The organism is Streptomyces roseifaciens (genome assembly GCF_001445655.1).
In the GTDB taxonomy this organism is placed as follows: Bacteria; Actinomycetota; Actinomycetes; order Streptomycetales; family Streptomycetaceae; genus Streptomyces; species Streptomyces aureoversilis.
In genome coordinates this window covers 1,574,626-1,587,708 of sequence record NZ_LNBE01000003.1, presented here as the reverse complement: position 1 = coordinate 1,587,708, position 13,083 = coordinate 1,574,626, and the positions used below count along the sequence as shown (strand labels likewise).

Sequence of the window (13,083 nt, the reverse complement as noted above, 5' to 3'; positions counted from 1 at the left end):
ACGCACACCTCGTGGTAGTCATGAATATGACTAGTCATATTCATGACTACCACCTGAGGGGATGGCCATGACCACCGCAGACCGCTTCCGCGCCGCCGTCGACAACCGTGACCTCGCGGCTCTCGACGACCTGTTCACCGAGGACGTCCGCCTCTACAGCCCGGTGAAGTTCACGCCGTTCGAGGGCAAGCCGGAGGTGCTGGGCCTCTTCGGGGTCCTCCTGCGCACATTCGAGGACTTCCGCTACACAGGCGACTACACGGGCACCGCGCAGACCAGCAGCGACGGCGCCCCCGCTCCGTCGGCGGTCCTGCTGTTCCGCGCGACGGCGGGCGGCAAGGAGATCCACGGCATCGACCTGCTGCACTTCGGCGATGACGGTCGGATCAAGGAGTTCACGGTCATGGTCCGGCCTCAGTCCGCCGTCCATGCCCTCGGCCAGGCGGTGCTCGCGGGCCTGATCGCGGACGGGCTCGTCCCGGCACCGGCCGGTCAATAGCCGGTCGTGGCGCAGGACCGGGGCCCTGCGCCACGACCCCTGCACCCCGTCCGTCAGCTGCACTGCCAGGTGAACACGGCGCGGTCGAAGCGGCGGGCGGCCAGGTCCTCGGGGCGTATGAGCCAGTACAGGGCGCCGCAGTCGCCCCACATCATCCCGGCGACGTCGTCCGAGTCGATCTGGGCGAGCAGCGTCCAGCGCAGCGCCTCCTCGTCGATGCGGGGGTCGTCGTTCGGCGGGTTGCCCAGGGCGGCGCGGGCGACCTCGGACTCCACGTCGTCCTGCACCGGGTCGGCGTGGCCTCCGACGAGGTGTCCCGCACCCGGGACGTCCCACAGGGCCTCCTGGAACTCCTCGTCCCACAGCGGGTGCTCGTCGGGCATCGGCGCGAACTCCCGGTAGACCACCGGATGCCAGGAATAGGGAGCGGTCACCTCCACGCGCGCCGTCAGCCGTACCTCGGCGTAGGGCCGGATTCCCTCGGGTGCCGGACGCTCGACGAGGGGGACGCCCGCCGGTACGTACAGCACGCGCGCTCCCGCCCAGGTGCCGGGCTCATCGGGCGATACCCACGCACGGCCGTCGTCCAGCTGCCCGTCGAAGTAGAAGAAGGACAGGGTGCCGTCCTCCGGCAGGTCGATGTCGAGGGCCTCGGAGGGGAGCGCGGCGCAGTCGAGGGAGGCTATGAAGGTGAGGGGGCCGTGCCCCTCCCATACGGGCCACTCCTCGTTCTCGGGGAGCTCCGGCAGCCCGCCGAGCCGGCCGACGACGACGTCCGTCCCCGCGTCCGCCCCCGGACCGGCCCCCTCGTCCGCGGCCTTCACCAGGCCCAGGGCCGGCCGCAGCAGGCCGATCCACCGCTCGGCGATCTCGGCGGGCAGGTGTTCGCGGGCGACCGCGTGCAGGGCGCCGGTGGTGTTCTGTGTCATGGGGCGATCATGCACGGGACCACTGACAACGGGCGCGGCGGGCCGAGAGGGCGGCCGGTCCCGGCCGGCGGCTGACCGGACGCGGCAGTTCTCGGGGCACGTGCAAGCGGCGCCGGGCCCCCTCGGGCCCGGCGCCGGCCGCCCGGGATCCTCAGCCCTTGCCGTACACGTGGAACCCCCTGCCGGTCTTGCGGCCGAGGAGGCCCGCCTGGACCATCCGCTGCAGCAGCGGCGGCGGTGCGTACAGGGGCTCCTTGAACTCCTCGTAGAGGGATTCCGCGATGGAGGCGACGGTGTCCAGGCCGATGAGGTCGGCGAGCTTGAGCGGGCCCATCGGGTGGGCGCAGCCCAGCTCCATGCCGGCGTCCACGTCGGCGGCGGTGGCGAACCCCGATTCGGCCATGCGGACGGCCGAGAGGAGGTACGGGATGAGCAGCGCGTTGACGACGAAGCCCGCCCGGTCCTGCGAGCGGACGACCGACTTGCCCAGGGCTGCGGCGAAGTCCTCGACGGCGGTGACGGCCTCCGGCGCGGTGTGCAGGGACGCGACCACCTCCACCAGGGGGAGAACGGGCACGGGGTTGAAGAAGTGCAGGCCTACGACGCGGTCGGCGCGCCGGGTCGCCATGCCGAGGCGCATGACGGGGATGGAGGAGGTGTTGGTGGCGAGGATCGCCCCGGGGTCCTCGACGATCTTGTCCAGGGCGGCGAAGACCTCGGTCTTCACGTCCGGGTTCTCGACCACGGCCTCGATGACGAGGTGGCGGTCGGCCAGGTCGTCGAGACTGCCGGTGAAGACGAGGCGGGCCAGGGCGTCCTCGGCGGCGGCCCGGTCCAGCTTGCCCTTCTCCACGGCGCGGGCGAGGGACGCCGTGACGCGGTCGCGTGCGGCGTGTGCGGCGGTCGCGTCCGCCTCGCAGACCACGGTGTCGAGCCCGGCGCGGGCGCATACCTCGGCGATGCCGGCGCCCATCTGGCCGCCGCCGACCACGCCGACCCGTCGGAGGGATGCGTTCACGACCGCACCTCCGGCCGAGGGGCGACGTGCCGGACGAGGTGGCGGCTGTAGGCGTCGGCGGTGAAGAACGCCGGCAGTTCCTTCGCCAGTGCGGTGCGTTCGAAGACATCGCGGGCCTGCGCGGCGCGTGCGTGCGGCAGCTCCCCGGCCAGGGCCGCGGTCTCCGCGTCGAGGTGGGCGAGCACCGTGGCGCGGTCGACGGCGCCGTGGCGTATCCACTGCCATATCTGGCAGCGGGCGATCTCGGCGGTGGCGGCGTCCTCCATCAGCCCGTGGAGCGCGACGGCTCCGCTGCCGCGCAGCCAGGCGTCGAAGTACCGCAGGGCGACGGCGACGTTCGCGCGGACACCCTCCCCCGTCGGCGGGCCGCTGATGCGGCGGACGGCGAGCAGGTCGGCGGCGCTGACGTCGACGTCGTCGCGGGTGCGGTCGATCTGGTGCGGCCGGCCGGCCAGGACGGCGCCGAAGACGTCGCGGCAGACGGGGACGAGGCCGGGGTGGGCGACCCAGGAGCCGTCGAAGCCGTCCTCGGCCTCGCGCTCCTTGTCCAGCCGCACCTTGGCGAGCGCCGCCGCGTCGGCCTCCTTGTCCCGGCTCGGCACGTGCGCGGCCATCCCGCCGATCGCGTGGGCGCCCCGCCGGTGGCAGGTGCGCACCAGCAGCTCGGTGTAGGCGCGCAGGAAGGGGGCCGTCATGGTGACCTTGGCCCGGTCGGGGAGGACGAAGTCGGGGCGGTGCGCGAAGTTCTTGATGACGCTGAAGAGGTAGTCCCAGCGGCCCGCGTTGAGCCCGGCGCTGTGCTCGCGCAGCTCGTGGAGGATCTCCTCCATCTCGAAGGCCGCGGTGATCGTCTCGATGAGGACGGTCGCGCGGACCGTGCCTCGCGGGATGCCCAGCAGGTCCTGGGCGAGGACGAACACGTCGTTCCACAGGCGGGCTTCGTAGCGGTTCTCGAGCTTGGGCAGGTAGAAGTAGGGCCCGCCCCCGGCGTCGATCTGCCGCTGTGCGCAGTGGAAGAAGTACAGGCCGAAGTCCACGAGCGCGGCGGGGGCGGGGCGGCCGCCGACGGTGAGGTGCTCCTCCGTGAGGTGCCAGCCGCGCGGGCGCACCATGATGGTCGCGAGCCGGTCGCCCAGCTCGTACCGCTTGCCCCCGGGCGCGGTGAAGTCGATGCGCCGCTCGACGGCGTCGAGCAGGTTCAGCTGGCCGGTGACGACGTTGTCCCAGGTGGGCGAGGTGGCGTCCTCGAAGTCGGCCATCCACACCTGAGCGCCGGAGTTGAGCGCGTTGACGGTCATGCGCCGCTCGGGCGGTCCGGTGATCTCCACCCGGCGGTCGGTCAGGCCCGGCGCGGGCGGTGCGACGCGCCAGACCGGGTCGGTGCGGACGGCGGAGGTGACGAGGGGGAAGTCGAGGGCCGCGCCGGAGGCGAGGAGCAGGGCGCGGCGGCGGCGCTCCCGGAGCAGTTCGGTGCGCCGGCCGGCGAAGGCCGTGACGAGGCGGCCGGTGAAGTCCAGCGCCTCGGGCGTGAGGATCTCGTCGTGGCGGTGGCCGGGCGGGCCGAGGACCTCGACGCGGGCGGTCAGTTCGGTGGTGGGCATGCGGGGTCTCCATCGGCGGAGCGGCGGGGGCCGGGCGAGGACGGTCGTCCGGCCCCCGCCTGGACGTGAACCGGCGTGCGCACGCGCGTGACGCCGTGGTCCGGCCCGGGACCGGGCCGGGTGGGGCCGGCCCGCACCCGGCACGGGGCGGGCCGGGGCGCTCCTAGTGGAACTGCTCCTCCTCGGTGGAGCCGGTCAGCGCGGTGGTGGAGGAGGCGGGGTTGACGGCGGTCGAGACCAGGTCGAAGTAGCCGGTGCCGACCTCGCGCTGGTGCCTGACCGCGGTGAAGCCGTCGGCCTGGGCCGCGAACTCGCGCTCCTGCAGGTCGACGTAGGCGGTCATGCCGTGCTCCGCGTAGCCGCGGGCGAGGTCGAACATGCCGTGGTTGAGGGAGTGGAAGCCGGCCAGGGTGATGAACTGGAAGCGGTAGCCCATCGCCCCGAGCTCGCGCTGGAACTTGGCGATCTGGTCGTCGTCCAGGGCCGCCTTCCAGTTGAACGAGGGCGAGCAGTTGTAGGCCAGCATCTTGCCGGGGAAGCGGGCGTGGAGGGCCTCGGCGAACTCGCGGGCCTGGGCCAGGTCCGGGGTGCCGGTCTCGACCCAGATGAGGTCGGCGTAGGGGGCGTAGGCCAGGCCGCGGGCGATCACGGGCGCCATGCCGTTCTCGACCCGGTGGAAGCCCTCCGCCGTGCGCTCGCCCGTGCAGAACCGTGCGTCGAGCTCGTCGACGTCGCTGGTGAGGAGGGTGGCGGCGAGGGCGTCGGTGCGGGCCACGATCAGGGTGGGGACGTCGGCGATGTCGGCGGCGAGGCGGGCCGCGTTGAGGGTGCGGATGTGCTGGGCGGTGGGGACGAGGACCTTGCCGCCGAGGTGGCCGCACTTCTTCTCGGAGGCGAGCTGGTCCTCGTAGTGGATGCCGGCCGCACCGGCCGCGATCATCGCCTTGGTGAGCTCGAAGGCGTTCAGGGGGCCGCCGAAGCCGGCCTCGGCGTCGGCGACGACCGGCGCGAGCCAGTCGACGGCCGTGTCGGTGCCCTCGGCGGTGGCTATCTGGTCGGCGCGCAGCAGGGCGTTGTTGATGCGCCGCACCACCTGCGGCACCGAGTTGGCGGGGTAGAGGCTCTGGTCGGGGTAGGTGTGCCCGGCCTGGTTGGCGTCGGCGGCGACCTGCCAGCCGGACAGGTAGATCGCCTGCAGGCCGGCCCGCACCATCTGCACGGCCTGGCCGCCCGTGAGGGCGCCGAGCGCGTGGATGTAGTCGCGCTCGTGCAGCTGCCGCCACAGGCGCTCGGCGCCGCGGCGGGCCAGCGTGTGCTCCTCGCGGACGCTGCCGGACAGCTGGACGACGTCCTCCGCGCTGTAGGTGCGCTCGATGCCCTTCCAGCGGGGGTCCGTTGCCCACCGCTGTGCGAGTGCTTCCGCCGCCGTCTGTGCCTGCGCCATGATCGTCTCCCGGTGTCGCGCTCCGGACCGTGTCCTGGACCGCGTCGAAGTTCTGTCGATACTGCGAAGTTCTGTCAATCCTGCGAAGGGAAGCCGCTCCCCCTGGAACGTCATGGCCCGCCGTGCCTCGCCCGGGTGCGCAAAGGCTTGCCCGCCGTGGTTCCGGCTGAGTTCCGCCTTGGCTCCGGCTGGGTTCCGTCGGGCCGCATCACGACTCTGGCAGTGGCACTGCGTGCCATCAAGCGTGGCCTTCTGCCAAGTGTTGCGAATCTTCTCCGCACGTTCCGCCAAGTCTGCGAAGGTTCAATTCCCAAGGTTCAATTCCCATCGCATCCCATCGGAACGCGGACAGGAGTCGACGGTGAGCAAGACGTATGCGGGAGCCCGGCTGCGCAGGCTGCGCGAGGAACGGCGGCTCAGCCAGGCCGAGTTCGCCCGCGTCCTGGCCATATCCCCGAGCTACCTGAACCAGATGGAGCACGACTCCCGGCCGCTGACCGTCCCCGTCCTGCTGCGCCTGACCGAGGCGTTCGGCATCGACCCCGCCTTCTTCTCCGAGACCGGCACCACCCGCGTCCTCGCCGACCTGCGGGAAGCACTCGCCGACGAGATCGCCGGCGCCCGGGTCTCCCCGTCGGACCTGTCCGAACTCGCCTCCCGCCTGCCCGCGGTCGCCGCCGTCCTGATCGATCTCGGCCGCCGCAACCAGGCCCTGACCGAGCGCCTGGCGGAGGCCGCGGACGGCCGGGGCGGGAGCGGCGGCACCGGCCCGGCCTCACCCCGCTCCCCCCACGAGGAGATCCGGGAGTTCTTCTACCGCCGCCAGAACTACCTCCACGACCTCGACATCGCCGCCGAGGAGCTGGCCGCCGGCCTCGGCGTCCGCCCCGGCGGAGTGCTCCCGGCCCTGACCGCGCGCCTCACGCAGCGGCACGCCGTACAGCTCGTCGCGGACTCCGGCCGCCTGCACCACTACGATCCGCAGCGCCGGACCCTGCACCTCTCCGGCCGGCTCCGCCCCGGCCAGCGGGCCTTCCGGATGGCCACGCAGCTGGCCCTGCTGGAGTTCGCCGGGGAGCTGTCCGCGCTCGCCTCGCAGGACTACGACGAGGGCTCCACCACGTGGTCGCTCGCGCGGATCGGCATCGCCAACTACGTGGCCGCCGCGCTGATCCTGCCGTACGGCACCTTCCACGCGACGGCCGAGGAGCTGCGCTACGACGTCGAACGGCTCACCGACCACTTCGGCGTCGGCTACGAGACCGTCTGCCACCGGCTCAGCACGCTCCAGCGGCCGCGGCTGCGGGGCGTGCCCTTCTCGTTCGTCCGGGTCGACCGCGCCGGCAACATGTCCAAGCGCCAGTCCGCGACCGGCTTCCACTTCTCCCGCGCGGGCGGCACCTGCCCGCTGTGGAACGTCTACGAGGCCTTCGCCGCCCCGGGCCGCATCCACGTGCAGATCGCCGCCATGCCGGACGGGCAGCGCTACTTGTGGACCGCCCGCACCGTCACCCGCCAGCGCGGCGGCTGGGGCGAGCCCGGCAAGACCTTCGCCATCGGGCTCGGCTGCGAGATCCGGCACGCCTCCCGGCTCGTCTACTCCGACGGCCTCGACCTCGGCAACGCCTCCGCCGCCACGCCCATCGGCATGGGCTGCCGCATCTGCGAACGCCTCGACTGCCCGCAGCGGGCCGTACCCCCGCTCGGCCGCCCCCTGGCGATCGACGAGAACAGCAGCACGTTCGTGCCGTACCCGGTGGCGGACAAGTGATCACGCCGGGGGTGGACTTACTAGGACGTCCAACTATATGTTCGTGACCAAGGCCCGCGGTGCAGGGAAGCCGGTGTGATTCCGGCACGGTCCCGCCACTGTGACCGGGGAGTGTGCCGTCGACAGCACGCCACTGACGAGATGCGTCATTCGTCGGGAAGGCTGGCGGCGCGCGGTGATCCGGGAGTCAGGATACCGGCCGCGGGGTGTTCCGTGTTGTCCACGAGGATGGAGCAGACACGCATGGCACCGGTCCGTACTCACGACCCTGGTGATCCGGCGGAGCGCGCACACCTGTCCGCGCACCCGTAGCTCCCGGCGGAGCCGCGAAGCCCCATGCCCATCCCCGGATCTCACCTGACCTGACGAGAGCAGGCTTCCATGGTCCGTGAACTGACACATTTCATCGGCGGCAAGCACACCCCCGGAACGTCGGGGCTCTTCGCCGACGTGTACGACCCCAACACCGGCGCCGTGCAGGCCCGGGTGCCCCTGGCCGGGCGCGAGGACACCGCGGCCGCGATCGCCGACGCGGCGGCCTCGCAGCCGGAGTGGGGCGAGTGGAACCCGCAGCGCCGGGCCCGCGTCCTGCTGAGGTTCCTGCAGCTGGTCGAGGGCGAACGGGAGACCCTCGCCCGCCTGTTGTCGGCCGAGCACGGCAAGACGATCGCCGACGCCCACGGCGACATCCAGCGCGGCCTGGAGGTCGTCGAGTTCGCCGCCGGAATCCCGCACCTGCTCAAGGGCGAGTTCACGGACAACGCGGGCACGGGCATCGACGTCCACTCGCTGCGCGGCCCCCTCGGCGTCACCGCCGGCATCACCCCCTTCAACTTCCCCGCGATGATCCCGCTGTGGAAGGCCGCGCCCGCGATCGCCTGCGGGAACGCCTTCGTCCTCAAGCCCTCCGAGCGCGACCCGTCCGTACCGCTGCGGCTCGCGGAGCTCTTCCTCGAAGCGGGCCTGCCCCCGGGCGTGTTCAACGTGGTCAACGGCGGCAAGGAGGCCGTCGAGACCCTGCTGGAGGACCCCAGGGTCCAGGCCGTCGGCTTCGTCGGATCCACGCCGATCGCGGCGCACATCTACGCCACCGCGGCCGCCCGCGGCAAGCGCGCCCAGTGCTTCGGCGGTGCCAAGAACCACATGATCGTGATGCCGGACGCCGACCTCGACCAGGCCGCGGACGCCCTGATCGGCGCCGGGTACGGGTCGGCGGGCGAGCGCTGCATGGCGATCTCCGTGGCCGTCCCCGTCGGCGAGGAGACCGCCGACGCCCTGGTCGCCAAGCTCAAGGAGCGCATCGGCGCGCTGCGCATCGGCCGCTCCGACGACCCGGACGCCGACTTCGGCCCGCTGGTGAGCCGGGACGCCCTCGACCGCGTGCGCCGCTACGTGGACATCGGCACCACGGAGGGCGCCGAACTGGTCGTCGACGGGCGCGGCTTCGTCCTGCCCGGCCACGAGAACGGCTTCTTCGCCGGGGCCACGCTCTTCGACCGCGTCTCCACCGGCATGCGGATCTACCGGGAGGAGATCTTCGGACCGGTGCTCTGCGTCGTCCGCGCCGCCGGCTACGAGGAGGCCCTGCGGCTGCCCAGCGAGCACCCGTACGGCAACGGCGTGGCGATCTTCACCCGGGACGGGGACACCGCCCGGGACTTCACCCGGCGGGTGAACACCGGCATGGTCGGCGTCAACGTGCCCATCCCCGTACCGGTGGCGTACCACACCTTCGGCGGCTGGAAGCGCTCCGGCTTCGGCGACCTCAACCAGCACGGGCCGGACGCGATCCGCTTCTACACCCGTACCAAGACCGTCACCTCGCGCTGGCCCTCCGGGGTCAAGGAGGGCGCGAGCTTCACCATCCCCACGATGCGATGACGGCGATGACCGGCACCATGCTCTCCGGCGAGCAGCTCGCGATCGCCGAGACGACGCTCGACTTCGCCGAGGAACACCTCGCCCCGCACGCCGTCGCCTGGGACCAGGGCAAGCACTTCCCCGTCGACGTCCTGCGCAAGGGCGCGGACCTGGGGCTCGGCGGCGTCTACGTCCGCGAGTCCTCCGGGGGCTCCGGACTGACCCGCTCCGACGGCGTCGTCGTCTTCGAGACCCTGGCCACCGGCTGCCCCTCGATCGCCGGCTACCTCTCCATCCACAACATGGTCGCCTGGATGATCGACCGCTACGGCGACGAGGCCCAGCGCGCCCGCCTGCTCCCGGCGTTGTGCTCCATGGACTTCCTGGGCAGCTACTGCCTCACCGAACCGGGCGCCGGATCCGACGCGGCCGCACTGCGCACGCGCGCCCGGCGCGACGGCGACCACTACGTCCTCACGGGCGTCAAGCAGTTCATCTCCGGCGCCGGCACCTCGCAGGTCTACATCGTCATGGCCCGCACCGGCGAGCCCGGGCCCCGGGGCGTCACGGCCTTCGTCGTCGAACGCGACGACCCCGGGCTGTCCTTCGGCCCCGACGAGAAGAAGATGGGCTGGAACGCCCAGCCCACCCGCCAGGTGGTCCTCGACGGCGTGCGCATCCCGGCCGGCCGCCGGCTCGGCGCCGAGGGCGACGGCTTCCGCATCGCCATGCACGGGCTCAACGGCGGCCGGCTCGGCATCGCCGCCTGCTCCCTCGGCGGGGCGCAGAGCGCGCTCCACCGCAGCCTGGCGTACCTCGCGGACCGCGAGGCGTTCGGGGCCCCGCTGCTCGACGCGCAGGCCCTGCAGTTCAGGCTCGCCGACATGGCGACCGAGCTGGCGGCCGCCAGGGCGCTCGTCCGCCAGGCGGCGGACGCCCTGGACCAGGGCCTCCCGCAGGCCGCACAGCTGTGCGCGATGGCCAAGCGGTTCGCCACCGACACCGGCTACGCGGTGGCCGACAGCGCCCTCCAGCTGCACGGCGGCTACGGCTACCTCAGCGAATACGGCATCGAGAAGATCGTCCGCGATCTCAGGGTGCACCGGATCCTGGAAGGAACGAACGAGATCATGCGCCTGATCGTGGCCCGCGGACTCACGGAGGCCGTGCGATGACGGCGGACGGCACCGACAGCGTCCTGCTGCGCACCGAGGGGCGCGCGGCGTACGTCACCCTCAACCGCCCGAAGGCCCTCAACGCCCTCACCCACTCCATGGTGCGCTGCATCGACGAGGCCCTGGCCGAATGGGAGAAGGACCCCGCCGTCGAGACGGTGGTCGTCACCGGGGCGGGCGAGCGGGGGCTGTGCGCGGGCGGCGACATCCGGTCCATCCACGAGGACGCGCGTACCGGAGGGTCGGCGTCGGCGGACTTCTGGCGGGACGAGTACCGGCTCAACGCCCTGATCGCCCGCTACCCCAAGCCGTACGTGGCCGTCATGGACGGCATCGTCATGGGCGGCGGGGTCGGCGTCTCCGCGCACGGCAGCGTGCGGATCGTCACCGAGCGCTCGCGCGTGGCCATGCCCGAGACGGGCATCGGCTTCGTCCCCGACGTCGGCGGCACGTACCTGCTCGGGCTGGCCCCCGGCGAGCTGGGCACCCATCTGGCCCTGACCGGTGCGGTGGTGGGTGCGGCGGACGCCTTGTTGTGCGGGCTTGCGGACCACTACGTCCCGTCGGAGCTGCTGCCCGAACTGGTCGCAGGCCTGGCTCAGGCCCCCGTGCACGACGTCCTCGCCGCGCACGTCCGTCAGGCGCCGCCCGGCGTGCTGGACGCCCAGAGGCAGTGGATCGACCGCTGCTACGCGGCCGACACGGTGGAGGAGATCGTGGACCGGCTGCAGGGCAGCGGCGTCCCCGAAGCCCGGGAAGCCGCCGGCACGCTCGCCGCCAAGTCGCCCACCGCCCTGAAGGTCACCCTGGCCGCCCTGCGCCGTGCACGGGAGCTCGGGCCCCTGGAGCGGGTCCTGGAGCAGGAGTACCGCGTCTCCTGCGCCGCGCTGGTCTCGCCGGACCTCGTCGAGGGCATCCGGGCCCAGGTGATCGACAAGGACCGCAGCCCCCGGTGGTCCCCCGCCACGCTCGCCGAGGTGAGCGCAGCGGACGTGGCCCGGTTCTTCGCACCGCTCGGCGGGCGGGAGCTCCGCCTCGCCGCCGGTGACTCCCCGCAGGAGGTGCCCTGGTGAGCAGCAGCGTCGTCGGTTTCATCGGACTCGGTCACATGGGCGGGCCCATGGCCGCCAACCTCGTCAAGGCCGGTCACCGCGTCATCGGCTACGACCTGGTGCCCGGCCTGCGTGCCGCGGCGGCGGACGCGGGCGTCGAGACCGCCGCGTCGGCCGCGGAGGCCGCCGCGGGCGCTGACGTGGTGATCACCATGCTGCCCGCCGGCCGTCACGTCCTCGCCCTCTACGGGAGCGAGGGGCTCCTCGCCGCGGCGAGGCCCGGCACGCTGTTCGCCGACTGCTCCACCATCGACGTCGCCGACGCCCGGGCCGCGCACGAGGCCGTGCTCGCCGCCGGTCACCGGCCGCTGGACGCCCCGGTCTCCGGGGGCGTCGTGGGCGCCGAGGCCGGCACCCTCACCTTCATGGCCGGCGGGGAGGCGGCCGACTTCGCCCGCGCGGAACCACTGCTGCTGGCGATGGGGAAGAAGGCCGTGCACTGCGGAGGCGCGGGTGCGGGGCAGGCCGCCAAGATCTGCAACAACATGATCCTGGGCATCTCGATGATCGCGGTGAGCGAGGCGTTCGTCCTGGGCGAGAGCCTGGGCCTGAGCCATCGGGCCCTGTTCGACGTGGCCTCCACCGCGTCCGGCCAGTGCTGGGCGCTGACGGTGAACTGCCCCGTGCCGGGCCCGGTCCCGGGCAGCCCTGCCAATCGCGACTACGCGCCCGGGTTCGCCGCCCCGCTGATGGCGAAGGACCTCGGGCTCGCGGCGAACGCGGCCCGCGCGGGCGGCGTCGACGCGGAGCTGGGCCTGCGGGCAGCACGGACGTACGCGGAATTCGCGGAGGGCGAGGGAGAGGGCCAGGACTTCTCCGGAATCGTGCGAGCGATACGCCGCCGCTCGGAACCGTCCATGACGCAGAACGGAACCCCGGAATGACCAACACCACCGACCACTCCTACGAGACCGTCCTGGTCGAACGCAAAGGCCGCACCGCCCTCCTCACCCTCAACCGCCCGAAGGCCCTCAACGCCCTCAATCTGCAGGTGATGAACGAGGTCGTGGCCGCGACCGAGGCCCTCGACCGCGACCCGGACGTGGGCTGCATCGTCCTCACCGGCTCCGAGAAGGCCTTCGCCGCGGGCGCCGACATCAAGGAGATGCGCCCGCAGAGCTACATGGACATGTACCTCAGCGACTGGTTCACCGCCTGGGACCGGCTCGCACAGCTCCGTACCCCCACCGTTGCAGCCGTCTCCGGCTACGCCCTCGGCGGCGGCTGCGAGCTGGCGATGCTGTGCGACATCCTGCTCGCCGCCGACACCGCGGTCTTCGGCCAGCCGGAGATCAAGCTCGGCGTCATCCCGGGCATCGGCGGCTCGCAGCGGCTGACCCGCGCCGTCGGCAAGGCCAAGGCCATGGAGCTGTGCCTGACCGGCCGCACCATGGACGCCGACGAGGCCGAGCGCGCCGGCCTCGTGTCGAGGGTCGTGCCCGCCGGCGAGCTCCTCTCCGAAGCGCTGGCGGTCGCCGAGACCGTGGCGGGCATGTCGGCTCCCGTCGCGATGATGGCCAAGGAAGCCGTCAACCGGGCCTTCGAGACCACGCTCGCCGAGGGCGTCCGCTTCGAACGCCGGCTGTTCCACGCGGTCTTCGCGACCGCGGACCAGAAGGAGGGCATGGCCGCCTTCGTGGACAAGCGCCCGCCGGAGTTCACCAACCGGTAGAC

11 protein-coding genes and 1 riboswitch are annotated in these 13,083 nt (G+C 72.6%); of the genes, 7 read left to right on the top strand and 4 right to left on the bottom strand.

What is annotated here, in order from left to right; translation table 11 throughout:
* Window positions 1-67 precede the first annotated feature (67 nt).
* On the top strand, window positions 68-499 hold the full coding sequence (locus tag AS857_RS12615; RefSeq protein WP_058044103.1) for a nuclear transport factor 2 family protein: 432 nt from the start codon (window positions 68-70) through the stop codon (window positions 497-499).
* Window positions 500-552: 53 nt separating this feature from the next.
* On the opposite strand, the gene AS857_RS12610 is transcribed toward AS857_RS12615, so the two are convergent.
* From AS857_RS12610 to aceA, 4 genes are all read right to left on the bottom strand, one after another.
* Entirely contained in the window at window positions 553-1,428 is an 876-nt protein-coding gene (locus tag AS857_RS12610) for a YwqG family protein (RefSeq protein ID WP_058043198.1), read from the bottom strand.
* 151 nt (window positions 1,429-1,579) lie between these two features.
* Window positions 1,580-2,446 (bottom strand): 3-hydroxybutyryl-CoA dehydrogenase, encoded by an 867-nt coding sequence (locus tag AS857_RS12605; protein ID WP_058043197.1) that lies wholly within the window; start codon window positions 2,444-2,446, stop codon window positions 1,580-1,582.
* Window positions 2,443-4,047 carry a malate synthase A gene (gene aceB / locus AS857_RS12600; RefSeq protein WP_058043196.1) on the bottom strand — a complete coding sequence of 535 codons (1,605 nt, stop codon included), beginning with the start codon at window positions 4,045-4,047 and terminating at the stop codon, window positions 2,443-2,445. The genes AS857_RS12605 and aceB overlap by 4 nt, the downstream gene beginning before the upstream one ends.
* Before the next feature lie 163 nt (window positions 4,048-4,210).
* On the bottom strand, window positions 4,211-5,491 hold the full coding sequence (gene aceA, locus AS857_RS12595) for an isocitrate lyase (protein ID WP_058043195.1): 1,281 nt from the start codon (window positions 5,489-5,491) through the stop codon (window positions 4,211-4,213).
* A 361-nt stretch (window positions 5,492-5,852) separates the two neighbouring features.
* Between aceA and AS857_RS12590 the strand changes: the two genes are divergently transcribed.
* The 6 genes from AS857_RS12590 to AS857_RS12565 all read left to right on the top strand — a co-directional run bounded on the left by AS857_RS12590 (window position 5,853) and on the right by AS857_RS12565 (window position 13,081).
* Window positions 5,853-7,262 (top strand): short-chain fatty acyl-CoA regulator family protein, encoded by a 1,410-nt coding sequence (locus AS857_RS12590; protein WP_058043194.1) that lies wholly within the window; start codon window positions 5,853-5,855, stop codon window positions 7,260-7,262.
* Window positions 7,263-7,302: 40 nt separating this feature from the next.
* Window positions 7,303-7,480, top strand: a riboswitch (cobalamin riboswitch).
* A gap of 163 nt (window positions 7,481-7,643) precedes the next feature.
* On the top strand, window positions 7,644-9,143 hold the full coding sequence (locus AS857_RS12585; protein WP_058043193.1) for a CoA-acylating methylmalonate-semialdehyde dehydrogenase: 1,500 nt from the start codon (window positions 7,644-7,646) through the stop codon (window positions 9,141-9,143).
* A gap of 5 nt (window positions 9,144-9,148) precedes the next feature.
* Window positions 9,149-10,297, top strand: a complete 1,149-nt coding sequence (locus AS857_RS12580) for an acyl-CoA dehydrogenase family protein (RefSeq protein ID WP_058044102.1) — start codon at window positions 9,149-9,151, stop codon at window positions 10,295-10,297.
* A complete protein-coding gene (locus AS857_RS12575) occupies window positions 10,294-11,370 on the top strand; it encodes an enoyl-CoA hydratase/isomerase family protein (RefSeq protein ID WP_058043192.1) in 1,077 nt (358 codons plus the stop codon). The genes AS857_RS12580 and AS857_RS12575 overlap by 4 nt, the downstream gene beginning before the upstream one ends.
* A complete protein-coding gene (mmsB, locus tag AS857_RS12570) occupies window positions 11,364-12,293 on the top strand; it encodes a 3-hydroxyisobutyrate dehydrogenase (RefSeq protein WP_079110277.1) in 930 nt (309 codons plus the stop codon). The genes AS857_RS12575 and mmsB overlap by 7 nt, the downstream gene beginning before the upstream one ends.
* Window positions 12,290-13,081, top strand: coding sequence for an enoyl-CoA hydratase (locus AS857_RS12565; protein WP_058043191.1), 792 nt, complete (start codon window positions 12,290-12,292; stop codon window positions 13,079-13,081). The genes mmsB and AS857_RS12565 overlap by 4 nt, the downstream gene beginning before the upstream one ends.
* Window positions 13,082-13,083: the final 2 nt, after the last annotated feature.